Origin of the sequence: Peribacillus sp. FSL P2-0133, from assembly GCF_037975445.1 — a bacterium.
Taxonomy (GTDB): Bacteria; Bacillota; Bacilli; order Bacillales; family DSM-1321; genus Peribacillus; species Peribacillus simplex_E.
Window position 1 is genome coordinate 4937815 of the sequence record NZ_CP150254.1, and the last position, 25303, is coordinate 4963117.

Consider the following 25303-nt stretch of genomic DNA (forward strand, 5'->3'; position numbering starts at 1 on the left):
TCCATGTCCTCCTTTCAATTAGCCTTGAATTGTATTTTAAGGCTTTAACCGTTTTGCCTTCACTTTCCCCTGCATTCTTTCAGCAAATTTCATCAATGAATAATATTCTGTTTTTTGAATTTCGTTTTCTGCATACATTTTTTCAGTGGACTTCATTAATTCGTAACATTTCTTATCTATCAGTTTCCTTTTTTCTTTTAAATCATTTTTCTTTGCGGATTGTTCGTTCATTTCTTGAGGGCTTGAGTTCCTGAATTCTTCAGTCAAGTTTTCTTGGATTGACTCTTGAATATCTTTTTTATTAGTTACTGAAGTGTTTTCCTTCTTACTTTCTTTTTTCTTTTTTTTCCGGGATTTTTGTTTCTTATCTTTATCCGTACTTTTCTTTACATTGGATTGATCTTTTTTCACTTCATTTACTGTAGATTGAACAGTCGGTTCTTCTTTCACGTCAGATAAAACTTCCGGATGTGCACTTATTTCAGGATTAGTTTCTGTAGGTATTTCCTTCTTACTTTCTTTTTTCTTGTTTTCAGGGGATTTTTGTTTCTTATCTTTATCCGTACTTTTCTTTACCTTGAATTGATCTTTGTTCACTTCATTTACTGTAGATTGAACAGTCGGTTCTTCTTTCACGTCAGATAAAACTTCCGGATGTGCACTTATTTCAGGATTAGTTTCTGTAGGTATTTCCTTCTTACTTTCTTTTTTCTTGTTTTCAGGGGATTTTTGTTTCTTATCTTTATCCGTACTTTTCTTTACCTTGAATTGATCTTTGTTCACTTCATTTACTGTAGATTGAACAGTCGGTTCTTCTTTCACGTCAGATAAAACTTCCGGATGTGCACTTATTTCAGGATTAGTTTCTGTAGGTATTTCCTTCTTACTTTCTTTTTTCTTGTTTTCAGGGGATTTTTGTTTCTTATCTTTATCCGTACTTTTCTTTACCTTGAATTGATCTTTGTTCACTTCATTTACTGTAGATTGAACAGTCGGTTCTTCTTTCACGTCGGATAAAACTTCCGGATGTGCACTTATTTCAGGATTAGTTTCTGTAGGTATTTCCTTCTTGCTTTCTTTTTTCTTGTTTTCAGGGGATTTTTGTTTCTTATCTTTATCCGTACTTTTCTTTACCATGAATTGATCTTTGTTCACTTCATTTACTGTAGATTGAACAGTCGCTTCTTCTTTCACGTCGGATAAAACTTCCGGATGCGCAGAAGCTGGTTCTTCTTTTCTAATAGTTAAAATGTCCTGTTTTTGCTTTTGTTCAACCGGCTCTTCCTTTCCTTTGGAATTAACTTCAGTGTCTTCCTTCAACACGGAATCACTTTCCTTAACTTGATCTGCCTCTGACTGTTTATTTTCGTCCTTATTTTCCTGTTGTTTGTTCTCTGACGATTCCTGATTATCTATCCCTTTGAAAATATAGAGTATATTTGATAATTGGACATAAATTTGTTTATCCTTATTTATTAAAACGATATAATTATTAGTTATGGTACCTAAAAATCCGTCAAAGGATAGATTGTTCTCTCTGTTTACTGTCACCCAATGATCTTTGAGTTCATTTATTAATTCTGTAAAACTTTGTTTCTGTGTTGGTTCGTGGTCAAGTATTTGAGCCTGGAATTCTTTGGTGTTTTTTGATAAGGCATAAACCTGATTTAAGTTAAAATAACATTGTTTATCTGGATTCATTTGAATGACAATAAAGTCGCTTTTCACATCAAGTACCACCCCATCATGAACGTTTTTATCATCGGAAATAATACTAATATTAAAACCTATCAGTGAATTAAGTGCCTCTTGAAAATTTTGTTTTTTCATCTGATGAGTCCCCCTTATTAATTGGATGGCCGCTTCTGCCCAGAAGCGACACATCATTTATGGGATATACTATTTTTCTTTTTCTCCTGCTTTATTATCTTTACTTTTTTCCGCTTTTCCACCGTCTTTATTATTTTCTGATTTTTCATCTTCTTTTTGTTTCTCTACTCTTGCCCCGTAACTGATGCTGCGGATATGGAACATTGCCAGGCGAATAACTTCTTCGTTTAGTACTAACGTTACGAATTCATATTCATCATTAGTATCATGAAGTACGCCTTCAATCTTCTCGGGACCGCCTCGGTTAATATTTACCCATTGATTTGTGAGGATACCTAGTAAGCCTTTAAAAGTTGCAGCTGTTTTAAAAGTAAAATCTTCGGGGATTTCCAGTTGAAATTGGAGCCCCTTCTTTACATTCTCGGTAATACTTTTGATATGGTCGATTTTATAATATATAACACCTTCTTGCTCAGTTAAAATCGCTAAGTGATCATCGTATACGCCTAATAATAATCCTGTCCGAGATTCTGGCCCTCCTCTATCTACCTTTAGAACTTTCCCAACCAAATTAGTTAACCATTCCTTATTCATAATGTTGCCCCTTCCTATATAATCATTTACCCTGTATGTATATGTGTCATGGAATGACATTGTGTCGTGGTAAATGTCCATCTTCTATCAATAAGATTAAAATTCATCAAAAATGTGTATATGCACTAACCTTTAGAATTTCCTGAAGTTAAATGACTGAAATTCCTGATTTATTCGAAGCAGAGAACGCCTTTTAAGATAGCTGAAGGATATTGAATAGCCAGGGGTAAAGAGATGGCGCTAAATCCATGTGAGAAATTCGCTCAGCATCTAACAGATGAATTGGTGTAATGGATAGTCCAACTTTAATGAACTTACTGAAGAGTGGATCGCCGTTTAGCGGATTATTAAAACGAATGTACCCAGAAAGTTACAAAAAAAAGACCCCGGCGCATTACCGGAGTCATTTTAAGCAGCAAAACTAAAAAGTGTTTTTTTATGGTCACTAAAAAACCTGGTGTTTGGTCACCATTTTTCTATTTCGTTTTTATACAACTTGTGTAAGTTTAGATTTTTGATGCAATTCATAACTGCTTTTCCCCGTTCCTCCTTAATTGACGAAGGAATAGTAAACAAATGCGCATGTCTGAAGTTAGAGCTTGATGTTGGATAGAAATACTCGGAATAATTCTTGGAAGCTTGAAATGTGATGCTAAATGAAATCCCCATAAGCCGAAAGAGGGGACAATAACATTGTATTCAAGTGTATTAAGACCGGCCATATTAATTGTTTTACCAATACTCCAAAATACTGTTGGTGTATCTTCTGGTGAATTAGACTGACAAACTAACACACCTTGTTTCGATAATATTTTTGCTGTTTGACTGAACAATTCAATTGTATATAATGAGCTAATGACTGGGTCAACGGGATCTGGAAAATCAATAATTATTACTTTGTAGGGCTGCAATTCCCTTAAAATAAATTTCTTTGCATCTTCAGAACCAAGAAGATATAAATATAAAAACGATAATAATTGGATGTAATATGAAGTTAAGAAATTATAGTCTGAAATATTGTACTTAAACTAAATGGTCAGCCAGTAATATTTTCTTGCAGACTTTATAATTTGAACTTTACTTCCTTAACAATTTTTAGTCCAAAAACATTTGTCATGGATATGCTGAAAGCCAACTTTCTGGTTTGGTCGGCGGAGACCCCAATTGATGCTACATATTTTCTGAGATCTTTCGTTTCATTAATACCTCATTTCCGTTCATATCTCCCCAATCTCGCATTAGGTTAATAATAGGTTTTAATGTTTCCCCAAAGGGAGTAAGAGAATATTCAACTTTTGGGGGAATCTCTCGATAAATTTCACGATGTACAATACCATCCTGTTCCAATTCCCGAAGTTGTAACGTTATCATGCGTTTTGTGGTATAGGGCATAAGTCTCCCTAACTCGTTAAAACGTTTAGGGCCGGATATTAAGTTATATAATATGATCCCTTTCCATTTGCCTCCTATCACATCTACAGTAACTGCAACAGGACAAGCAGTGGTATCAGGGCACTTTTCCGTTTTAAAGTCCTTCATATTGACACCCCAATCTTTTTTAGTATCAAATTGTATACTATATTACAAATTTTATCCTATTCAACAAAAATGTACGTACTTTTAATTTTATATTATATAAAGTATCATTGGTTTTGCAAGAGAAGACTAAATATTCGTTCTTTTAACTATTTATCATTAAAGATGTTACTAAAAAGGTCTGATGGTAATGTCCCCGGGTGTATTCATCCTTAACATGAATCGGTGATGAGACATTTACAAAAAAAATAAATAGGAGTGACTAAAGTGAAAGCACAAATTATTCAATCTTTTGGTGAACCCTCCGTATTTCAATTTAAAGAGATTTCAAAACCTGAACTAAAACCTGGACATGTACTTCTTCAAGTCAAGGCTACAAGTGTAAATCCTATTGATACGAAAGTCCGTGCTGGTGCAGTTCCAGCTGTTTCCCCCGAGTTTCCGGCAGTGTTACATGGAGATGTTGCAGGTTTGGTATTTGCAGTCGGTGAAGGAGTAACTGAGTTTAAAGTTGGCGATGAAGTGTTTGGATGCGCGGGTGGTTTTAGGGGTACTGGCGGTGCACTTGCAGAGTTTATGCTAGCAGATGCCGATTTACTTGCTCACAAACCGAAAAATTTGACGATGGAAGAAGCCGCAGCTTTACCATTGGTTGCCATTACCGCATGGGAAGCATTATTCAATCGGGCAAATCTTGTCTCTGGTCAGGATATACTGATCCATGCAGCGACCGGCGGTGTAGGGCACATTGCCATTCAACTGGCGAAATGGGGAGGCGCGACAGTCTATACAACCGCCTCTTCGCAAGAGAAGCTGGAGATTGGTACGCGCCTTGGTGCAGATGTAACTATTAATTATCGAGAAGAAAGCGTTCACGACTATGTACAGAAATATACAGACGGAAAAGGATTTGACGTTGTGTTTGACACGGTAGGAGGAGAAAACCTTGATCGCTCCTTTGAGGCGGCCGCTGTACATGGAACGGTAGCAGCCATTGCTACCCGTTCGACCCATGACCTCTCGCCAGTGCATTCAAAGGGACTATCTCTGCATGTCACCTTTATGTTGTTGAAGATATTAAACAAGGATATGCATAAGCATTATGGAGAAATTTTGAAAAAGGTTGCTCGGTTGGTTGAGGAAGAGCAGCTGCATCCGCTTGTGGATCCAAACATTTTTACATTTGATGAGGTTTCAAAAGCCCATGAGTACATGGAGTCTGGAAAGGCGATAGGAAAAATAGTTTTGAAAAATAGTTGGTAATATTATATAAACATTTGAAATGCCTCAAAAACTTTAGTTCATTTAAAAAAAGACGGTACAGCGAGAATTTCTATAAGATTCTCACTGTACCGTCTTCTTTTATTTTTAATTATTGTAGAGCATATTCAACATAAGGTTTGTGTCCACTCTAAAGGACCTTCGTCCAATCGCGCGCCGAAGAACCTCCTGCCAATGATTGACACATCATTCGTTTATTGTTTTTCAAACATTTTATTTTTTAAAAAATCCATAAAAACAGATTTAGTTTTACCTTTTAAATAGATAAAGTCAATACTAATATTCGTTTTCACAGGAGGAGTCATTTCTACTCTAAATAACTCTTCATTTTCTATTTCCTTCCTTACACAATGCTCAGGTAAAAAGCTAATGCCTAGACCTTGTAATACTAAATTTTTAGCCGTTTCCATATTGTCAACTTCTACATATATATTCGGATTTACACCATTACTTTGAAATAGACGATGAATGATAAGCCAATCGATAGATCCATAATCAAAAAAGATTAGAGGCTGTTTACTTACATCCTCTACTGTTATTCTTTCTTCTTTTAAAAAAGGATGATTTGAAGGTACAACAAGGCTAATAGGATCATTATAAAGACGAATTGATTCTACTTGAGGGTGGGTTTCTGTTCGTATAATGCCAAAGTCAACCTCTTTATTAAGGACCTTGTGTAGAATATCCTTAGAATGTCCTGTTATAATTTTGATTCTAACATCCTTGAACTTAGATTTAAAAGCTGGCAAAATATCAGGGAGAATGTTGTTGGAAATGGACAAAGCACTCCCAAGTACTAGCTCAAAAGGTACAGTTACTTGTTGTAATCCGTACTTTGCTTCCTGATAAGATTGAAGAATTTTTTGTGCGTGTGGAAAGAAATATTCTCCCTTTTCAGTTAAAGAAATTTTGTTTCCATTTCGATGAAAAAGCTTTAAATTAATTTCACGTTCAAGGGATTGAATACGTGCTGTTACAGAAGGTTGAGTTAAATAAAGAGCCTCGGCTGCTTTATTGAAACTACCTAGTTGACAAACATAAATGAAGGCTTCAATATTTTCAATATTCATATTTACTGCTCCTTATTTTAGTTCACCATTACGTCTATCTAATTTACCCAATTGCTTTAGCTGATTCTGTCTCAGTAGCTGTTTTAATTGCCGATTTGGCTAAAATTTCTGTTGGGTCAATAATACTAATATTTTGGGATGATTTAAGTACAAGAGGGATTTCTGTACAACCTGCTATTATAGCTTCTGCCCCTCTTTTTATTAATTTATCAGCTACTCTTGAAAGGTAAAAACGCCCCTTCTCCAAATCACTCCCTTTAATAGCATATATTCCTTCCATCACTTCTTTTTGCATTTGCTTATCAGGCTCAATGGCTTTAATATCGTAGGATTGACAACTTTGTTGATACAGTTTTGTATTTATTGTTCCATCAGTAGCCAACAAACCTACTCTCCTCATATTATTTACGTGTAAAAAGCGAGCTGTTTGTAAAGGCATATGTAGAATCGGGATACTAACGGATTCTTTTATTGATTTAAAGTAAAAGTGAGCAGTATTGCAAGCCATTACCAGAAAATCCGCACCAGCATTTTCTAGCCTTTGTGCCGATTGTACAATAAAAGGAGTAGGATCTGTACCCTTTCCCAAAATAGCTGTTGTTCGATCAGGTATTTGTGAATAATTGTCCGCGATAATATGGATATGATCCTGGTCTTTCTTTGCAGGTGTATAAGAAATAATTTTATTCATTAAATCAACAGTTGCTAATGGTCCCATTCCACCAATAATCCCAACTACTTTTTGCATTTTTGTTCACCACTTATATTTAAATTTTATAATATAGTTTTTTTAATACTTAACTTTATTATAATTTTTATACGAAGTGATGAATTATAGAAATAATCTATACACTAATAGAAACAATAAATTGAACTTTAATAATGATGAAGCTTCCATTGAACCATTTCCCCTCAAATTCTCGAAGGACTTCTTACTGACCATTAAGTAGCCCTCCTCAAGTCCATCCGAACTGTTCCCTGTACCTGAACTATCCTTCCCCGTTAGTTCCATAAGAAAAAGCTGCCTTAAAGGCAGCTCCGATTTTAAGCTAACGCAGCTGTTAGTGAAGGACGACTTTATTTCTCAACTTTCACTAACGTTTTTTCCTGATCAATGTCTATACAATTCAAAAAAAGTCTTCAAGATGACTATTCAGACCCCATCATTAGTTTTAACTCATGACTTTCAACAATGGGGCGAGAATGTTCGGTCCTTGCCTTGCTACTTGTATCATTGCTTTTCCCAATTCTTCTGATGTAATGATGCTGCTTAACGTATCATCAAAATGTTGGTGGCACCTGCCGAATGCTTGACTGTTCGGTTTGAGCTTTCCATTCTCCCTGACGGAACTCTTTTTCCCACTTCGAAACCACAATACAAGCGAGAACATGTCCAGGAGTATTACAAGCAGTACGTGCCATATCCAGCACACGGTCAATTCCTGCAATAATTGCGACGCCTTCTGCAGGAAGCCCAACTGCTGATGCGGTAGCTAAAAGGACAACTAGCGAACCGGATGGAACAGCAGCAATTCCTTTTGAGGTTGCAACGAGAACCCCCATTACAATCAACTGTTGTCCAAAATCCATCGGGATGCCATATGCTTGTGCCAAGAAAATAGAGCAAACAGAAAGGTACAATGTCGAACCATCACAATTCAGTGATAGCCCAGAAGGAATAACGAATGAAACAACGCGTTTCGAACAACCGTATGCCTCCATTCGATCCATTAACTGAGGCAGAATGGTTTCCGTACTTGTTGTAGAAAAAGCGATAAGGAACAAATCCCATACCATTCGAAACACTTTAAAGTAAGAAATCTTCAAGAACCAACCAATTATTGGGAATAGAACGAAAATAACAATAGCAAGCCCAAGATACACAACCCCAATCAACTTTGCCATAGGGATTAAGAGGGCAATGCCATACTGACCTACAGAGGCTGCCATGAGAGCGAGTACACCAATCGGTGCGGTTACCATGACCATTTGTGTCAGTTTAAACATGATATTTGCAACTGATTCCATAAACTTCATTGCCGGCTCTGACTTTTTGCCAATTGCTCCAGCAGCTGCACCAAATAAAATAGCGAAGAATATAACAGCTAATAAATCACTTTTTGCCATCGCATCAACAATGTTGCTTGGAATGATGTTAACAAGCATCGTTTTAAAATCGACAACCTTGGTAACGCTTTCATTTAATTGTGTGATATCCTTTTGAGCAAGGTGGGACAAATTGAGCCCGGCACCAGGCTTTAAAATGTTAACTAGTATAAGACCTAAACCTAAAATCAGAGTGGTAATAAATTCAAACCAAATAATTGTTTTAAGTCCTAATGAACCCATTTTTTTTATGTTTCCGTCACCTGATGACCCAATGACAATAGTGGTGAAAACAATAGGCACAACAATCATTTTAATAAGATGAATAAAAGCGTCGCCAATTGGTCTTAAGGATTGGCCAAGTACAGGAAAAAAATGTCCGATAAGTGCTCCAATAAACAGTGCTATTAATACTTGAAAAGCAAAAAACTTTTTCATATGTTGTCCTCCCTGACCGAAAGATTAATAGCCTCATCACACAATATGTCAATAAATAGATCATTCCATTCTCATTTGACTATTGAATGAGAAAAAAGAAATGGCTTTTAAAAATTGATTCTACATTTCCATAGACAACCTCCCATTTAAAAATATTTGTAATTATACCAAAAACTGTATCACTTTTTCGCAATTCAGTAAAATACTGAATTACTATAAAGTTATAAGAATAAATTATTAATCCCGTTTACATCTTTTATTGTTCCTTAATCAGCTGACGCACCTGTTAGTTTAGGTGATCCACAATGGTACATTTCTATTGCAGAATGAGAACAATATCTTAAACATGTATAACCCTGTCCTAAAATTAGGACAGGGTTAACATAAAACTGTTTAATTGTTGATAAAAACACTTCACCCAACTTAAAACAAACCAATAGAACTAGGTTACATCTATTTCTACATAAAGTTACTGCTGCAATATCTGAATAAGGTTGCCGCATGTATCATCGAAGACAGCTATTGTGACTTCGCCCATCTTTGTCGGTTCCATAGTAAACTTCACGCCGTTTTCCAATAATCGTTTGTACTCTTTATTAATATCTGCAACGCCAAACATTGTTGCCGGGATACCCTCGGCAAATATCTTCTTTTGATACTCCTGTGCGGCAGGATGCTCATTCGGTTCGAGTAAAAGCTCGGTACCGTCGTGAGCTTCGGGAGAAACAAGCGTGATCCACCTGAATTTCCCCATGGGAACGTCATGCTTTTTTACAAATCCCAGCTTTTCTGAATAAAATTCCAGTGCCTTGTCTTGGTCTTGTACGAATATGCTGGTAACAATGATTTTCATAATGTTTTGCCTCCTTTGATATTTGTGACGCATGGTACTGTGCTAACAATCTCGCTGCAAGAAAACGGACCCACACATTTGTCAGAAGTCTTGTTCCAATTTTATAAAATTACTCTATCCATCCTTTTAGCAAATTTTTAAGTGGTTCGTTGTTGAATATAACTACTCGATACTTTCCCTTTCGTTTTGATTTTACGAGCCCTGCATCTTCCAATACAGAAAGATGTTTAGCTATCGCTTGTCGCGAAATGGAAATGTCGTGCTTCATAATGAGACGTACCGTAAGTTCATACAACGTCAGCTCGTTGCGTTCGGATAGTTCGTCTAATATAAGCCGCCGAGTCGAGTCTCCGAGTGCTTTGAATATAGCGTCTTTGTCCCAATTCATATATCGAGTATAAGCAACTCTACGGTTGCTTGTCAAGAACAAGCAACTGTAGAGTTGCATGACAAAGGAACCGTATCATGCTTTCTTAACAAGTTAAAGTCACATAATTGTAGTTTGAACCATTATAGAAATATAATTTCAAAAAAAGTGCATTAATCCTCATTTGTTCATCACATTAGTAAAATTTTAAGCACCTGCCCCGTTCCATAAGAAAAAGGCTGCCGCGGCAACCCTTGTTATTGAAGTAAAGCACCTGTTAGTTAATAATCCGGTTTAAATTTGAAAGGATTGCATCAAACATTCTTCATCATCTATAATTTTCTTTTTTTCTTCAAAATCTATATTCAGCGTATTAAGAATCTTCCTCCAAAATATAACGGCAGGAATATTCTTGGCTAATTCAACAACAAAGTAGCAACCCTTTTTTTGTTTAAACAATTGCTTTAATAATGCAATGGCAATACCCTTTCTTCTATATTTTTTCAAAATAAAAATATCATTAATGCTGTAATCATATTCCTTATTTAAAAACGGCCTTTCCAAGAGTAATAAAAACCCTACAATTATCTTATCTTTTTTCAAAAAAAATGGTGTTAACCCTTCCCTCTTCCAAATTAATTCAAATGAATCAAATTCAAATGAACCATCTGATGATATGTTTAAACCCTCGGTATACTCCGAAAGGTCATGTAAATAAAGGGAATATAAATTCTTAAGAATATGCCTTTCATCTGTGGAAATTTGATTTAAGGAAACAGTCATTATCATACCTCTTTTACAATTAATCAAATCTCTTTATTATTTCGACATAAACTTTCATTTGCCCTTCATGAACTAAACTGACCCGATAGTTCCATAAGAAAAAGCTGCCTTATAGACAGCTTCGATCTTCAGCTAACGCACCCTTTAGTTCAACAACAAAATTTATTATTATCCTATTACTTCTCCCAAAGCTCTATACGTCTTCCCTCTGGATCTTCAATCCAAATAAACTTTCCAAATTCATTAATCGCCTTTTCCATAACAAGGGGTACACCCATTTTTTCTAGATGTTTGATACTGTCATCCAAATTTTCAACTTGAAAGTTTAACATCACTTGTTGTTCTGTTGGAAAATAGCGGTCATTTTCAGAAAAGAAGGAAAAGATAGTTTCATTGCCTGATTGTGGTGTAATAATGGTACCATTCCAATTATCAATTTCCATTTTCAGGACTTTACTATACCATTTTTTTATTTCCTCTATATTTTTAGTCCTCCAAAAGATTCCTCCAAAACCCTTTATTATCATAAGAATCCCCTTCCTCTCCCATTAGTTATTAATTTAAATTCTAGTTTTGAAAGCGAATTCCTTCTTTCACTAACCTGCACAGTTAGTGCCATAAGAAAAAGCTGCCTTAAAGACAGCTCCGAACTTCAGCAAACGCACCCATTAGTTCAATAACATAGTATCAAATTATATTTCATATCACACAAACAACATTTCCTGTATCTTGTATTATTGTGGCTCGTACCCTTTGTAGCGTTGGTGAACGTGCTAGTTATGTCATTAAGCTTCCCTTCTTTTCTGGAAAAAAGGGCAGTTGTAAAATTCAATGATAGTAAATTATACAAAAATATTTAAATATTAATTTATTTTCGAAACTTTTCAAATAAAATGCTACCCATTGAGAATGAGTAGCAAATAATACAAGTTATTTGAAAATAATTTGTAGTTTTCCATATACTTTGCCAGAGGAATATCCATCTTTCACATCAACATAAAATTTACCAATTTTCATATCTGTGAATAATGTATTTCCACCTGCTAGGCTATGATAGCCTGTGCAATTTCCAGTACTAGCATTGCAGAGACGAGCCCATAAGTTACTATAATTAGTCAATAACTTACTTCCAGAAGACGTCTTTAAATAGATTGGGGAAACTAGTTCTACCTCTAAGTCACTGCCTTTGTTAGGGTTTCCAATTTCACCATCCCATTTTCCATCTTCTGTTTGAAAAGAATACTGAGGAACACTTGCTTGAGCAGAAGAAGTACTTAATACCATTCCACCTACCAGAACTAACACAAAGGTACTTAAGATTGAAAATAAGCTTTTTATGTTATTTCCTCCTCCAATCTTTATCCCTTTCATAATATCAGAATAAACTAATTATTAAAATAGTTAAAAATAACCAAAGCTTCTTATGTTCAAATATCTTTTAGTTACGACATCTTCATCAATCTTACTTAAATAAAGTTCATGAACCGCAAACATCAGTAATTTCTGTTTTTTCTTATATAAGCTAAAAGGCGGTACCTACAAAACTTATCTTATGAACAGAAAAAAGTAGAAGTCAAAGTTATTAACATGATGTATTAGGTTGGAGGTTACTTCTTATTGTTTAACGAAAAGTTTTTAACCTTTCCATTCCACTTCACTTCTATATCGATAACATCAGTTTTTGACGTAGAAAATTCACCTTTTTCATTATTATGTGTTTTGTATTCACCAGTACTATTCAATTCAATATCGCCCATACCCCAAGCATAATTAGGAGCATTAATCTTATATTCAAGGTTTTCAACAGCTTTATAATCTTTTCCTTTGATCTGTAATGCAAACTTTTTAGTTTCTTTATCGTTATCAGTTTTTACTACATTTAATTGAACTGTTACTATTATATTGTCGCCCGTTTTATAGTTTAGATAAGTTACAAAACTGACGAATGATTTTCCGGAGTCCTTGGCATAGTAAACTTTTCATTCCTTCATAAAACTAGTAATTTGACGATACAGCTTCTCGGGATGGGTGAGATTGACCATATGGTCAGCACCTGGAACTTCTATGATTCGAGCGTCTGAGTGCTTTCGAAAGTAATTGGCAACACGAAGGTTATCGGGTGAATCCTCCTTACCGATTATCAATAATGTTTTGGCCGTCAATTCTCCTAATCTTTCGATGGCCGGTGGTTGCGGCCAAATCAATTTAACAGCCGGCCAATCAAACATTCGCTTCATATGGTGCCTGAGCATTTGAACCATCAAATTCCGGTGAGGACTCACCGTTACAACGCGATACGATGGATCACTGAGCAAAAGCTCTACCATCTTATCGATATCGGGAGCGGCTTCATGAATCTTCTTCATATTCTTTTCAAATTCCTTTGAATAGCTAAACCCAGATAATCCAGGCGCAAGCAAAACAAGTTTTGAAACCATTTCAGGATAATTCAGAGCGAATTCAGTGGCAATTTGGCCACCCATTGAGTGACCGATGAGTGTCGCCTGATTGATTTCTAGATGTTCAAGTAACGACAGCAAATCTTCAACAGGGTTGACATCTTCTAAAGGGGACGGTGATTTCCCGGTCCCACGTCCGTCAAAAGCAACGACCTTGAAGTGTTTCGCTAAAAGAGATGCGACAAATGTCCAGTTCCGTACATCAGCACCACCAGTGAGGAGAACCACAGGATGACCATTACCATTAACTTCGTAATACAAATCCATTGAAATCCCTCCATTCATTACAAAATCTTATAATTTAATAATTAAAACTATGTTATCTTTCTTAAATAATCCTGCTTTTTTTCTGGCTTAACTTACAATTCAAGAAGCACCCTTTTAATTTCCTTCCTTATTCTAGAATATGGCCCGATTGTTGAACACAAGTTAAAAACCTCTCTTCAACTAAACTGCCCCTTCGTCCCATAAGAAAAAGCTGCCTTGAAGACAGCTCCGATCTTCAGCTAACGCACCCATTTGTTTAAGTACATTTCTTCTCAATCTTGCCGGCAATTATGGTGTCTTATAACAAAAGCTACCAATATGTCGGCATCCTTGCTTTTAGCAACTCCTGTATTTTCCTATTCCACACAGTATGGTGAACCCAATAGAATCAAAGAACAGCTAAACCTTGCGAACCAAAGTAAGGAATGTTAGTCCAGGCAGCAACCTGCAATCTTACTAGACTACCATCATCTTGAATATTAAATACTGAAACTGTTCCCTGATTTCCGTTAAGGGTGTAAAAATGCCGTCCATCTCTGCTCACTCTAACATCCATCGGAAGACCCGGTGCTGTACCTGGCGGTGTACTGGTAATATGCTTTACCACTGACAGTGCTCCATTGGGATCAATTTGGTATGTCGAGATGGTGCCGCTTAAAGTGTTGGTAATGTATGCAAAACGTTCATCTCTCGTTGTTACAACCCAACAAGCAGTCATATAACCGCTTGGTACAGAACCGCTGAGCACCTGAAGGATACCGTCATTGCTCAATGAATAAGATGACAACGCATTTGAAACAGCTTCTGTAACTAAGAGGATTCCGGACGATAGAAAATATGCACCCAATGGCCCTTGACCATAAGAATCATTAACGATCGGCCCTGTAAGCGTACCCTTTTGATTCACATGAAATACACATAGATGGTTTGAAGTAAGCTCGGATACAAGGATTTTGCTACCGTCAGGAGTGAAGAGAACCTGAGCCGGCTGAGCATTGACGGTACTGAGAGAATAGATGGATTCGGGAATAGGAGTAAGCCGTCCGTTATCATCTATGCGAAAACCAGTGATATTGGAAGCAAAATTGTTAGTGGCATTCCCTACATTGGAAACATAGACAATATTACCAAACACATCTACGCTGTTGGGCTGAGCACCTCCTGATGGCTTCACATCCATGAAAACAAGTGCTCCGGAGTCGGTTATGATGAAACTACTTATACTATTGTCACCGGCGTTAACAGCAAGTAGGAAACGCCGATCACGAGACAAAGTAAGGGCGCCTTGTGACGCAAGAGGGTCGATGCCATCGTTTGCAGTTGCAGTGGAGACTTCCTTTGAACCAGTACCTCTACCATGAGTTGGGTAGGCACCCACAAATGTGAGCATTCCATTCATGTCCCTGTAAAAGGCAATGATTTGATTCATTACTTCATTATTTGTCATCATGTACACCATACTCACACGCTCACGAAAATAATTGTTGATGATCTGCATTTTATGACTCTCCTCCTTTGCATAATTTAATATGATTCTTTTACCCTTTAAATTCCACAAATCGATGTAAATTATTTTACAAACAGAGGTGGACTATCATCCCAATTATCCCACTATCCTGACCCTTTAGTTGCATAAGAAAAAGCTGCCTTAAAGACAGCTCTGATCTTCAGCTAACGCACCCGTTAGTTGAATAGTAATCGTCAAATATTCCCCACCTACTACTTGTAAATAGCTCATGAGATACTCTCCTTACATCATACATGTGGAAGTTTTTTTATGAAAAAACGCCATATAAAGAAAGAATGGGAAGCTCACATCCAAGATTTTAAAGAAAGTGGATTATCAAAGGCTGAGAATCTTTAGCCTTTTTCATGTCCAAGTAACTCCAGAGCACGGTTAGCAATGATTTCACTTATATTTATATTCATTGATGTACCAGCCCCCCTTGGATAGGATCGACATTGAAATCATTGTCGATCTTTCCTTCAATGATCTCATCTGTAGCTTCAATAATTACATCCCCAAGTCCTTGATATGAACGTTCCAGATCCATATTGGCGAGAGCCGCAGCTTTTTTAACTAGCGCTAAAGCTTTAATCAGCTACAGTCTCAATAACAAATTCGCAAATAAAGAAGCCCGTTCAGGGAGTGTATCAATTTGAATATGTTCATATTCTGCATGAATTCCTTTTCCACACGAACCTAAACCGTCAAGAGTTGGAATACCAATAGCTGCTGTAAAATTCCCATCACTTCCTCCACCAACAGATGCTTCTTCTAATTTCATGCCAAGTTCGGATGCAACAGATTGAGCACATTCAAACAGTTCTCTTGTTTGCTCAGATTTCACCATTGGTGGTCGATTCAAGCCACCGGTTACTTCTAATTTGATTCCTTTTAAAATTGGTTTTAAATTTAAAATGATATTCGTCACTCGTCTTGCTTCTTCTTCTGTTGAGACACGTAAGTCAACATGAGCTTCTGCGTATTCGGGAACCACGTTTCTCCCACTTCCTCCAGTAAACGTTCCTACATTGACAGTTGTTCCTTTTTCGTAATTGGTCAATTCTTGCAGTACAATCACTTGCCGAGCTAGTTCTTCAATAGCATTGATGCCTTCTTCATGATGATTACCAGCATGGGCAGCCCGCCCCCATATTTTTATATCGAAAGTTCCTGTTCCTTTGCGAGCTGTTTTTAAAGCTCCTGATCCAGCTACAGCAGGTTCAGCCACTAATACAGCATCACTTTTTTGTGCTTCTTCTTCAATGTATTTCTTAGAAGCGCCTGAACCAATTTCTTCATCTGAATTGCAAAGAAAAACGATTTTTTTATTTAACGGAAGATTTAGCTCTTGAATGGCTTTAATTGCCCATAAAGATTGGATAATACCACCTTTCATATCTAAAATACCAGGGCCATACAGTTTATTTCCTTCCTTTCTAAGACTAAGTCTGCCTTCTTTCCAAACTGTATCAAAATGCCCTATGATCAAAATTTGTGGTTTACCTTCTCCGATTGTAAATTTCAGGTGATTCCCCACTTTTTTTTCTTCTATTAATTCGTATCCTACATCCAATCGCTTTTGAAAGAGCTGGCTTAAATATGTACCGCACTCATCAACTAATTCTTTATTGTATGAAGGTGATTCTTTTCTTACAAATTCAATCAAATCATCCAACATATCTTGTTTATGAACTTCGAGATAGCTAGAAACGTCATTTTCGATTAGTAACTTACTCAAAATAATTCCTCCTCTAAAACACTTCTGTACATTTTTTTCTATCAATTAATATATTAGCAAGAATTATGCCAATTTTTTTCTTTATAAAATCAACTACCTTTGTTTCTTAGTGTAATTTATAGGTTATTTTTTAAGTTATCAACACCTATAAAACAACCTATAAATGATCCATTTATTTAATATAAGCCGCTTTGTAGAAGCTATTCCTTTCCTCATAGAATTGGCATGCTTTTTGCATTATTTTTATTGTGAGTATTTGTACTCGAATCTTAGTTCAAAAAAAAAGGAAATACAAGCAGAGGAGGAGAGACTTTCAAGCTTTATCATTGAATTGCTATAATGTAATAAGGGGGAAATATAATTATGCAATCTACGGCTCAAAAACTGGTTCCTAAACCTATTAAAAGAAAAACATTTAAACAACCTGATGCTTATGTTCTTTTGTTTTATATTTTAATTGCCTGCACCATTGCGACATATCTTGTACCGGCTGGGGTATTCGATCGAATTAAAAAAGGTGATATTACGATGACTGTCCCTGGAAGTTATCATGTAGTAAAATCCACTCCTGTTAATTTTCTTGAAATTTTTACTGCAATTCAAAGTGGAATGGTCGCCGGTGCTCCTTTGATTTTTCTTATTTTATTTACTGGTGGTGCATTGGCAGTTATTGATAAAACGGGAGCAATTGATACTTTCATTCGGAGTATTATTAATTTATGTAAGGGGAAGGTACTTCTACTCATTATTCCTATTTGTTTCATGTTTTCTATACTTGGTACTACCGGAATTATCGTGAACTCCGTTATTGCCTTTATCCCTATAGGTGTAATGATTGCTCGCAAATTAAAATTAGACGCTATTTTTGGAGTATCTATCATTTATCTAGGTACTTATGCAGGGTGGAATGTTTCTCTTATAAGCCCACAAACATTAGGCTTATCACAGCGTATTGCTGAGCTTCCATTATTATCTGGAATGGGTTTCCGTATTGTCATTTATCTAACTTTCTTACTATGTACAATATTATATATATATCGATATGCACGTAAAGTTCAGAACACTGGGCACAGTATTTTAGGTTTGGAAAAATTCCCTAATTCTTTAGGTGTCAGCGAGAACGAAATACAAACACAGAAATTAACATTACAACATAAGCTTGTTTTATTATTTTCAGGTGGATCTTTACTAGCATTTATTATTTGCACACTCATTTTTAAATGGACTGAAAGCGAAATGGCAGGTTTATTTATTTTTATAGCTATAGGTGCTGGGCTTATCTCTCGAATGAATGTGAATGATATCGCTAAAACATTTATGGCTGGATGTCAGAAACTTGTATACGGTGCATTAATTGTAGGAATGGCCCGAGCTGTAATTGTTGTGCTTGAACATGGCCAACTTCTCGATACCATTATATACCACCTTTCGACTCTTTTGGCTCCACTTTCTCCTGTTACTGGAACCTTAGGTATGTTTTTAGGAAGTGCAGCTCTTCATTTTTTAATTTCTTCTGGTTCAGGAGAATCAGCTATGTTAATGCCAATATTGGTGCCACTTGCTGATTTGTTGCATATTACTCGTCAAGTAGCTGTACAATCTGTTTTATTTGGGGAAGGCGTAGTGAATTGTATTAATCCAACCTCAGGTGTGTTAATGGCAATATTGGCTACTAGTGGTATTTCATATGGCAAATGGCTTAAATTTATGATTCCTTTATCGATCTTATGGGCAATCTTAGCAGCCATTTTCTTAACAATTGGTGTATTAATAAAATGGGGTCCTTTTTAAGTTACCTTAAAACCTGTTAGAATAAGAGCAAAATGTAATTGTGTGGTAAGGAGAAGAAGATGAAAAAGCCTACTATACTTCTTGTAACTAGCACTAAAACAGTAAGCAAAACATTTGAAGAAAATCTTCAAATGTTTTTTGGTTCAAAAATTGACATTGATACATGTTATGAAACATTGCCATTAAATGAAAAGGTTATCCATAAAGCTGATTTAATTTTACTGTCTAGCCCAGTGCTAGAAGAAGCGTTTAGAAAATTGAATTTAAATATTCCTCTTATGGTTGCTCGACGTTCTATTCGAATTGCAAAGTTAGAACAGCTTTTGGATTTGCCTGCTAAAACAAAAATTTTATTAGTTACTAACTCCATGAAAGTGGCTAGAGACTCTATTGATGTTCTACACGCCTTTGGATTTGGACATTTAACGTTAATTCCTTATATTCCTGGTCTTACAAGCTTCGAACAGACAGAGAAACTAGAATTGGCTATTACGTTTGGACAAGATGAACTTGTGCCGAAACATATCAAAAGCACTATCTATTTAGAAACCCGACCAATTGATTTAACAACTATGCTTGATATTGCTCGTCTTTTAAACCTTTCCTTAGAAAAGGCGCATTTCTATACGGCAGAATTCTTTAGAGATTTTGTGAATATGGGAAGGAATTTATCATTAGCAATTCAAAATGAAAAACAATTAACACAAAAATTAGAATCGATTTTAAATGCAGTACATGAAGGGATTATAGGGCTAGATGAAAAAGGCATTATTACATTGATAAATGAAGATGCATATCAAATTCTACAACTCCCTTCTATAAATTTTATTGGAAAGCATTATAGAGAAATTCTACCTGATTTTCAGATTAATGAGACATATTTAGATCAAAAAGAACAACTTGATAACTTATTTCAAATAAACAATCGCTCTTTGCTAGTATCGAAAGTTCCTTTAATCCTGAACAAACAACTAGTAGGCCTTGTCATCACATTTCAAGATGTTACAAGGGTTCAAAGAATGGAGCAAGAAATTAGACGGAAAAGTACAGAGTTAGGTTTAACCACAAAATATTCATTTGACAATATTATTGGGGAAAGTTCTTTGATTTTATCTGCAAAACAAAAAGCAGTTCAATTGGCTAAAAGTGATTATACAGTGTTAATTACTGGAGAGAATGGTACTGGAAAAGAAGTCTTTGCTCAAGCTATACATAATAGTTCCGAAAGAAAAGATGGTCCATTTGTGGCTGTTAATTTTGCGGGACTAAGCGAAACGCTAATAGAAAGTGAATTATTTGGATATGAAGGTGGGGCATTTACAGGTGCTAGAAAAGAAGGAAAAATGGGCTTATTTGAATTAGCCCATAATGGAACTATTTTCATGGATGAAATTGGGGATGCTTCCCTAAGTCTTCAAGCATCCCTTCTACGCGTTCTTCAAGAACGTCAAGTTATGCGTGTAGGTGGCAATAAAATAATACCGATAAATGTACGAGTTATTGCAGCTACCAATCAAAACTTACATCAAATGATTCGAGAAGGTGCGTTTCGTGAAGATTTATATTATCGTCTAAATGTTCTACCATTGCAAATCCCTTCACTTAGAGAAAGGAAGCAGGATTTATTTATATTTATAGATTTCTTTTTAAAATCAAATAAGAAAAATCTAATGTTTGAATCAAATGTAAAAAAACTTTTAATGAATTATAATTGGCCAGGTAATATACGAGAACTTGAAAATTTTTTCCATTATTTAATGGTCACTGTTGAAGGGAATGTAGTCACTAAAATTCATCTACCAGATCAGATTTTACTATCACAAGAGACTGTTAGCTCCTCTGATAATTCATTATCAGAGATTGATGAGACACTTCTCTTCTTAAAAACAGGAAGTTTTATAGAAGATTATAAATCGATATTACAAATACTATGGAATTGTAAAAAGAGAGGAAAGAACGTGGGAAGAGGTGTGATACAAGAAATGCTCCCTTATTTTTTGTCAGATTCCAAATTGCGCCATCGATTATCAATATTAAATAAAGCTAATTGCATTAAAGTCGGAATTAGAAAACAGGGAACAGAGATTACAGAAGTTGGTATAAAGATACTTAATAAATTAAACGAGTGAATATTGCATTCAAATTGGTTTTTGGTAGAAAAACTTTAAGTTTCTAAGTAAGATAAAAAACGGACAGAAATAATTCTTATTCTGTCCGTTTTTATCTTAAAATGCGTATGATTCGCATCAGCTGGCACTAAAACATTAGAGGATATTCCTTTTACTTATTAATAATTTTATTTGTGTATTACCTTATTGATGCTGCAATAATACTCCGATTGGTAATCCCAATATTGCCAATTAAATATCCACTTAATTTTATGCATAAAATTACAGTTAATACACCTAAAACCAAGCCAATTATCTTTATATTATTTTCTTCAGATGATCCACCCTATTACCTAACCTGTCCCGTTAGTTCAATTAGAAAAAGGTTGCCGCAGCAACCTAATTATTGAAGTAAGCACCTTTAGCTCTATAAATTAATTTTTTTTTTAGATATCATTACTTTATCTTCATCCCATATACGTTCCAAGATCACCTCATTATTAATACAGTTTATATGAGGTGAACACACTCTTTTTTGTTACTTCTTTTAATTTAAAAGAATAGCGTTTTTTTATTCATATAGATATAAATTTATTTTCACTTAATAGTGAGAAGATAAGCAAATAAATATGAATTTATACGTTATTTAAGGTAATCGAATCTCAAATTTCCCTAAAAAACCTAAATCACCTTGGTAACTTAACTTTCCTTGTTGAATTAATTGGTATACTCGAAAAGCTAAATACGTATCCCCTATACATTGATCACTTTCTCCCATTACTTCCCCAACGATACGAGATGCTTTTTGATATTCCTTTGATGTATTTTCTAAAATAGATGCATCATAATAATCTTCAGATACAGCTACTATTTTTCCATTTAATAATATTCTCAATACATCTTTCGTTTGAGACCATTTTTCCCAATCATTTATCAAACTTTCAATTGTTAGATGGGACATGTTTTTTTTCATTTGAAGAGCATCTTGAATCAGTTCTGGAGGCATTTCACCTAAACTTCTTATCCTATATGGAATATATTGGTTCTGCAAATCACGCACCTTGTATTCTATATGGCGACTGTACTCTGTAACATTCACTTCTTCAAATTGAATATTTTTATTTTGGAGTAAAAATGCTACAAATCTCAAACCGATTTCATCAGATACATTACCACCATGCCATAAAATCACTTTACTATCAGTTGGAACTTCTGTTGCAATTTGTGAATTTTTTTTAAGGGTTGTTTCAATCCAATCTAAATAATCTCTTTCTGAGGCTGGGCCTGTTTTTGTTAACACTTCTTTCAGCCATTGTTTTCTTTCTTGCATCCCTTCATTTGACTCTAATTTATAAATAGGGCCTATAGAAAAGTCCTTGTTAATACAAATGATTTGTTCGTTTTGGTGTTCCTTACTTTTATGAAAAGCACTTTTTAAATTTCCACACGCAGAATCTCCAAAGCTAATATGTATAACATTCATATTTCAATATCTCCTTACTGACTTAATATAGCTATTTTTATATCGAAAGAACAAGTATATATGAATTGCTCTTACTGACTTTATTATATGTGATATAAAAAGGAATATGAAATTACATATTACATATACATTACATTTTTGTACGCCCAGTAATACCATATAAATGACAAATTTTTTTCGTTATGGGGATACAAAGTTAGTTTAGCTTGATAGGCATGTGATGGTACCCCTTATTGAACTAAAGGAGTTGTATTTATGACACATGGATTTATAAGATTCATTCAGATATACACAGCTCTTTATTCAACTAACCTGCCCCTTTAGTTCAATTAAGGAAAAGGCTGCCCTAAAACCAGCTCCGTTCTTCAGCTAATGCACCCGTTAGTTGAACAAGAATAGTATATTAATCTATTGCAGCAGATTTACTATGTAACCGATGTGCGAACAAAAAAGACCCTCAATTGAAGGTCTTTACTCATATGAGGAACAATGTGGATAAAGGCCCCTCCGTTAATGTATCAATAAGACCATTTCTCATCATCTGTAACCCACTGATTTTTCTTTAAATCAAAAGATTCATAATCATCGTGAAGAGAAAAGTAGGCTGGCAATGTGATTGCTTGTCCATCTGCTTTTTTCCAGCAATCTGCGACCCAAGTAGCAAACGCTTGTTTTTCTGCAAGGTTAATTTCTTCTTCATTTTTTTCGTAGAAATCCCAAAAGTCATCTGTTTGATTACCTAAAAGGTGGGTGTATCTTACATTTTCAATCATACCCAGACTACCTGCAAAGATAGTAGAATCCTTACCCTCGTTAAAAACTTCATTAGCTTGTCTATCCATTGAGAACATAGTAATGGATAAGTCAAACTCGGAAGGATCATCTACAAATGCTACAAAATCCAATAATTCCACTTTAGAGTAAATGGTGTATTTATGTAACTCCTTTAAATTACTGATTAATGTTTCCGATTTTGCTTCAAGGTTTTCTTCGACTGACTTCATATAACTGTCTACCGTATAAAGAGATTTAACTTCTTCATCTTCTTTGACTGTTTTTTCTTCATCTTCTTTGACTATTTTATCATCGGAATTGGCTTTCCTGTTCTCCGTGTTTAATGCTTCACAACCAAATAACCCCAATAATAAAATAGAAAATAAAACAAGTGGTGCCTTTTTCAAATATTATCCTCATCTCTATAACTTTTCCATCATTCTTCAACCAATTATAACAAACCTTATACCTAAACGGTCTCCGAATCATACAAAAAAAACCTGAAAAGGATTCCAAGTAGGTCATCTTTACCAGATGCGCTAATGCCTTTTCCAATAATCCATAAGAAAATGCCGCCTTAAAGACAGCTCCGATCTTCAGCTAACGCACCCGTTAGTTTAAGTGTTATACTTCACAAATTATTAAAAAATATTTAATTCTAGAAATTCATCAGTTTCCATAAAACCAAACTTCTTATACACTGGTCTACCCATTTTTGAAGCCCCAAGCCATATTTGTGAAATACCTGAAATCTTAACTTCATCAACTAATTTAGTTAACAGCTTTGTTGCGATTCCTTGCCCACGATAATTTTCATTAGTATACATATTTGTGATATAAGCCTTTTTTCCAGTCTTATTAGTGTAACAAGGTGGAAATTCATAAAAAATTACTGCACCACAAGCTATAATTTCTTCATTATCCTCCACTAGCCATTGAAATAAAGTACCATCACTTAGTTTATTTTTAAAGAAAACATATAGTTCTCTATCAATATCTATATTAGGTTCTATCCCCTCATCAACTAATTGCTTTTTTCTTAACTCGACCAATTTATCAATATCATCGATATTTGCTTTACGATATTTCAACTTCTCACAACTCCTTTATAAAATTACAACTGACCAGCCCCATAGCATAATTAATTCTCATCATTTTACCATTGATTCTTATTAATCTAAACAAAAAAAAGGTAAAAGTTACCTTTCCTTATTGATTTTACCACAAAAGACCATTTCCCTTATAGAACTAACCTGCCCCGTTAGTTCCATAAGAAAAAGCTGCCTTATAGACAGCTCTGATCTTCAGCTAACGCACCTGTTAGCTCAATAAGAGGTACCTCCAACATTTTTCCTATGAACAGAGATGGAGACTATTGTGTCATTTTCATAATTAGAGCATAAAGTGATATTACCCATTTAATTAATTTCCTCCTTAAAAACAAAAAGGAGATGTTTCTATATGTCACGTTGTGAATCAAGTTGTGATGACGGTTTTGGATTTGGTGGAGGTTTCGCCTTTATAGTCGTCTTGTTTATACTCTTAATCATTGTTGGAGCTAGCTTTGTTGGTGGCTGCGACGGCTACGGTGGCGGTTACGGCGGCGGTTACGGATATGGCGCCTGTTGTTGAAAATAGTATGAAAAAAGCCGACCTTTATTGGTCGGCTTCTTCAAATTTGATACCTATTTCTGGGGAATGATAGCTATTTTGAGGACTCTAATTATGGTCCAGACGATAAAACGCGAAAAAATATGATAATACATTTTATGAAAAATAAAGCCCCGAATTTCCTGCGCTTAGGATCCTCAAGGATCTCATATCTTTAATGAACTAACGCACTCGTTAGTTCAACAAGAAAAATGACCGCAGCAACACTCATTATCTTTAGTCCCGTTCAAAAGTTTAACACTTACATACCATTAAATGATTCCCATCAGGGTCTTTGAAATTAAACCAATGATTATGCATAATTTCTGTTGTTAATTCCACTTTTCTTCCCTTAATATATTCATATGCTTCTTCTATTTTATTACTGTTAAAATGAAAAACTGGAGTTTTAAAAATATTTTCTTCTGAATAAATCTTGCTATCTAAAACAATCCCTATTCCGTTCATAGGTACAATATATAAGTGACCGTATAATATCTCACCATCTGCTGCTAACCCCAATAAGTCACAATACCATTTTCGAGCTTTTTCAATATTACTTACGGGAATAAAAATTGTTCCGATTTGATTTAATATGGGGTTCATATTTCTCACTCCTAAACCGAATTTGTTAAATAAATTCATTCGCTTTAAGTTTTATATTCCCT

Annotated in this window: 23 protein-coding genes and 1 pseudogene; 4 read left to right on the forward strand and 20 right to left on the reverse strand. The window is 35.1% G+C overall.

Annotated features, from left to right (window positions below; genetic code table 11):
* Nucleotides 1–36: 36 nt before the first annotated feature.
* The 4 genes from MKY17_RS23765 to MKY17_RS23780 all read right to left on the reverse strand — a co-directional run bounded on the left by MKY17_RS23765 (nt 37) and on the right by MKY17_RS23780 (nt 3963).
* Entirely contained in the window at nt 37–1830 is a 1794-nt protein-coding gene (locus tag MKY17_RS23765; RefSeq protein ID WP_339200908.1) for a DUF2642 domain-containing protein, read from the reverse strand.
* A 69-nt stretch (nt 1831–1899) separates the two neighbouring features.
* Nucleotides 1900–2424, reverse strand: a complete 525-nt coding sequence (locus MKY17_RS23770; protein WP_339200910.1) for a hypothetical protein — start codon at nt 2422–2424, stop codon at nt 1900–1902.
* Between the two features lie 524 nt (nt 2425–2948).
* Nucleotides 2949–3440 carry a hypothetical protein gene (locus tag MKY17_RS23775; RefSeq protein WP_339202447.1) on the reverse strand — a complete coding sequence of 164 codons (492 nt, stop codon included), beginning with the start codon at nt 3438–3440 and terminating at the stop codon, nt 2949–2951.
* A gap of 154 nt (nt 3441–3594) precedes the next feature.
* Nucleotides 3595–3963, reverse strand: a complete 369-nt coding sequence (locus tag MKY17_RS23780; protein WP_339200911.1) for a winged helix-turn-helix transcriptional regulator — start codon at nt 3961–3963, stop codon at nt 3595–3597.
* Nucleotides 3964–4227: 264 nt separating this feature from the next.
* Here MKY17_RS23780 and MKY17_RS23785 point away from each other — a divergent pair, with 264 nt between their 5' ends.
* Entirely contained in the window at nt 4228–5223 is a 996-nt protein-coding gene (locus MKY17_RS23785) for a zinc-dependent alcohol dehydrogenase family protein (RefSeq protein WP_339200912.1), read from the forward strand.
* A 212-nt stretch (nt 5224–5435) separates the two neighbouring features.
* Here the strand turns inward: MKY17_RS23785 and MKY17_RS23790 are convergent, their stop codons facing one another.
* From MKY17_RS23790 to MKY17_RS23845, 12 genes and pseudogenes are all read right to left on the reverse strand, one after another.
* A complete protein-coding gene (locus MKY17_RS23790; protein ID WP_339200913.1) occupies nt 5436–6311 on the reverse strand; it encodes a LysR family transcriptional regulator in 876 nt (291 codons plus the stop codon).
* Nucleotides 6312–6354: 43 nt separating this feature from the next.
* A complete protein-coding gene (locus MKY17_RS23795) occupies nt 6355–7059 on the reverse strand; it encodes an amino acid racemase (RefSeq protein WP_339200914.1) in 705 nt (234 codons plus the stop codon).
* 533 nt (nt 7060–7592) lie between these two features.
* Nucleotides 7593–8855 carry a cation:dicarboxylase symporter family transporter gene (locus MKY17_RS23800; protein WP_339200915.1) on the reverse strand — a complete coding sequence of 421 codons (1263 nt, stop codon included), beginning with the start codon at nt 8853–8855 and terminating at the stop codon, nt 7593–7595.
* Between the two features lie 469 nt (nt 8856–9324).
* Nucleotides 9325–9708 carry a VOC family protein gene (locus MKY17_RS23805; RefSeq protein WP_339200916.1) on the reverse strand — a complete coding sequence of 128 codons (384 nt, stop codon included), beginning with the start codon at nt 9706–9708 and terminating at the stop codon, nt 9325–9327.
* A gap of 109 nt (nt 9709–9817) precedes the next feature.
* Nucleotides 9818–10096, reverse strand: a complete 279-nt coding sequence (locus MKY17_RS23810; RefSeq protein WP_076370470.1) for a metalloregulator ArsR/SmtB family transcription factor — start codon at nt 10094–10096, stop codon at nt 9818–9820.
* A gap of 273 nt (nt 10097–10369) precedes the next feature.
* Complete coding sequence (locus MKY17_RS23815) at nt 10370–10858, reverse strand: GNAT family N-acetyltransferase (RefSeq protein WP_339200918.1); 489 nt, start codon at nt 10856–10858, stop codon at nt 10370–10372.
* Nucleotides 10859–11034: 176 nt separating this feature from the next.
* Nucleotides 11035–11382 (reverse strand): VOC family protein, encoded by a 348-nt coding sequence (locus MKY17_RS23820; RefSeq protein WP_098373669.1) that lies wholly within the window; start codon nt 11380–11382, stop codon nt 11035–11037.
* Nucleotides 11383–11788: 406 nt separating this feature from the next.
* A complete protein-coding gene (locus tag MKY17_RS23825) occupies nt 11789–12142 on the reverse strand; it encodes a hypothetical protein (protein ID WP_260398202.1) in 354 nt (117 codons plus the stop codon).
* Between the two features lie 695 nt (nt 12143–12837).
* Complete coding sequence (locus tag MKY17_RS23830; RefSeq protein WP_339200920.1) at nt 12838–13584, reverse strand: alpha/beta hydrolase; 747 nt, start codon at nt 13582–13584, stop codon at nt 12838–12840.
* Between the two features lie 388 nt (nt 13585–13972).
* Nucleotides 13973–15082, reverse strand: a complete 1110-nt coding sequence (locus MKY17_RS23835) for a beta-propeller fold lactonase family protein (RefSeq protein ID WP_339200921.1) — start codon at nt 15080–15082, stop codon at nt 13973–13975.
* Between the two features lie 365 nt (nt 15083–15447).
* Nucleotides 15448–15686 (reverse strand): annotated as a pseudogene (locus MKY17_RS23840) (lyase family protein); the annotation flags it as partial.
* Nucleotides 15687–16769: a M20 family metallopeptidase gene (locus MKY17_RS23845; RefSeq protein ID WP_339202450.1), complete on the reverse strand. Its 1083-nt coding sequence runs from the start codon at nt 16767–16769 to the stop codon at nt 15687–15689.
* Nucleotides 16770–17186: 417 nt separating this feature from the next.
* On the opposite strand from MKY17_RS23845, the gene MKY17_RS23850 reads away from it, so the two are divergent.
* Together MKY17_RS23850 and MKY17_RS23855 are read left to right on the forward strand one after the other, a co-directional pair.
* On the forward strand, nt 17187–18620 hold the full coding sequence (locus MKY17_RS23850; RefSeq protein ID WP_339202452.1) for a Na+/H+ antiporter NhaC family protein: 1434 nt from the start codon (nt 17187–17189) through the stop codon (nt 18618–18620).
* A gap of 59 nt (nt 18621–18679) precedes the next feature.
* Complete coding sequence (locus tag MKY17_RS23855) at nt 18680–20749, forward strand: sigma 54-interacting transcriptional regulator (protein WP_339200922.1); 2070 nt, start codon at nt 18680–18682, stop codon at nt 20747–20749.
* Nucleotides 20750–21374: 625 nt separating this feature from the next.
* On the opposite strand, the gene MKY17_RS23860 is transcribed toward MKY17_RS23855, so the two are convergent.
* From MKY17_RS23860 to MKY17_RS23870, 3 genes are all read right to left on the reverse strand, one after another.
* The gene (locus tag MKY17_RS23860; RefSeq protein ID WP_339200924.1) at nt 21375–22211 is read right to left on the reverse strand and encodes a DUF1835 domain-containing protein; all 837 of its coding nucleotides are present in this window, start codon (nt 22209–22211) and stop codon (nt 21375–21377) included.
* Between the two features lie 518 nt (nt 22212–22729).
* A complete protein-coding gene (locus MKY17_RS23865; protein ID WP_339200926.1) occupies nt 22730–23392 on the reverse strand; it encodes a hypothetical protein in 663 nt (220 codons plus the stop codon).
* 234 nt (nt 23393–23626) lie between these two features.
* Nucleotides 23627–24076: a GNAT family N-acetyltransferase gene (locus tag MKY17_RS23870; RefSeq protein ID WP_339200928.1), complete on the reverse strand. Its 450-nt coding sequence runs from the start codon at nt 24074–24076 to the stop codon at nt 23627–23629.
* A gap of 370 nt (nt 24077–24446) precedes the next feature.
* Between MKY17_RS23870 and MKY17_RS23875 the strand changes: the two genes are divergently transcribed.
* Nucleotides 24447–24617, forward strand: coding sequence for a YjcZ family sporulation protein (locus MKY17_RS23875; RefSeq protein WP_098373666.1), 171 nt, complete (start codon nt 24447–24449; stop codon nt 24615–24617).
* 273 nt (nt 24618–24890) lie between these two features.
* Here the strand turns inward: MKY17_RS23875 and MKY17_RS23880 are convergent, their stop codons facing one another.
* The gene (locus MKY17_RS23880; protein WP_144530032.1) at nt 24891–25241 is read right to left on the reverse strand and encodes a VOC family protein; all 351 of its coding nucleotides are present in this window, start codon (nt 25239–25241) and stop codon (nt 24891–24893) included.
* Nucleotides 25242–25303 lie beyond the last annotated feature (62 nt).

What these genes read in the sequence shown, in the direction of transcription:
- MKY17_RS23825 (WP_260398202.1), bottom strand. Translation starts at nt 12,142, where the DNA reads ATGGTATTAAGTACTTCTTCTGCTCAAGCAAGTGTTCCTCAGTATTCT.
- MKY17_RS23835 (WP_339200921.1), bottom strand. Translation starts at nt 15,082, where the DNA reads ATGCAGATCATCAACAATTATTTTCGTGAGCGTGTGAGTATGGTGTAC.
- MKY17_RS23860 (WP_339200924.1), bottom strand. Translation starts at nt 22,211, where the DNA reads ATGAATGTTATACATATTAGCTTTGGAGATTCTGCGTGTGGAAATTTA.
- MKY17_RS23845 (WP_339202450.1), bottom strand. Translation starts at nt 16,769, where the DNA reads ATGTTGGATGATTTGATTGAATTTGTAAGAAAAGAATCACCTTCATAC.
- MKY17_RS23880 (WP_144530032.1), bottom strand. Translation starts at nt 25,241, where the DNA reads ATGAACCCCATATTAAATCAAATCGGAACAATTTTTATTCCCGTAAGT.
- MKY17_RS23765 (WP_339200908.1), bottom strand. Translation starts at nt 1,830, where the DNA reads ATGAAAAAACAAAATTTTCAAGAGGCACTTAATTCACTGATAGGTTTT.
- MKY17_RS23770 (WP_339200910.1), bottom strand. Translation starts at nt 2,424, where the DNA reads ATGAATAAGGAATGGTTAACTAATTTGGTTGGGAAAGTTCTAAAGGTA.
- MKY17_RS23790 (WP_339200913.1), bottom strand. Translation starts at nt 6,311, where the DNA reads ATGAATATTGAAAATATTGAAGCCTTCATTTATGTTTGTCAACTAGGT.
- MKY17_RS23815 (WP_339200918.1), bottom strand. Translation starts at nt 10,858, where the DNA reads ATGACTGTTTCCTTAAATCAAATTTCCACAGATGAAAGGCATATTCTT.
- MKY17_RS23810 (WP_076370470.1), bottom strand. Translation starts at nt 10,096, where the DNA reads ATGAATTGGGACAAAGACGCTATATTCAAAGCACTCGGAGACTCGACT.
- MKY17_RS23780 (WP_339200911.1), bottom strand. Translation starts at nt 3,963, where the DNA reads ATGAAGGACTTTAAAACGGAAAAGTGCCCTGATACCACTGCTTGTCCT.
- MKY17_RS23800 (WP_339200915.1), bottom strand. Translation starts at nt 8,855, where the DNA reads ATGAAAAAGTTTTTTGCTTTTCAAGTATTAATAGCACTGTTTATTGGA.
- MKY17_RS23830 (WP_339200920.1), bottom strand. Translation starts at nt 13,584, where the DNA reads ATGGATTTGTATTACGAAGTTAATGGTAATGGTCATCCTGTGGTTCTC.
- MKY17_RS23795 (WP_339200914.1), bottom strand. Translation starts at nt 7,059, where the DNA reads ATGCAAAAAGTAGTTGGGATTATTGGTGGAATGGGACCATTAGCAACT.
- MKY17_RS23875 (WP_098373666.1), top strand. Translation starts at nt 24,447, where the DNA reads ATGTCACGTTGTGAATCAAGTTGTGATGACGGTTTTGGATTTGGTGGA.
- MKY17_RS23805 (WP_339200916.1), bottom strand. Translation starts at nt 9,708, where the DNA reads ATGAAAATCATTGTTACCAGCATATTCGTACAAGACCAAGACAAGGCA.
- MKY17_RS23855 (WP_339200922.1), top strand. Translation starts at nt 18,680, where the DNA reads ATGAAAAAGCCTACTATACTTCTTGTAACTAGCACTAAAACAGTAAGC.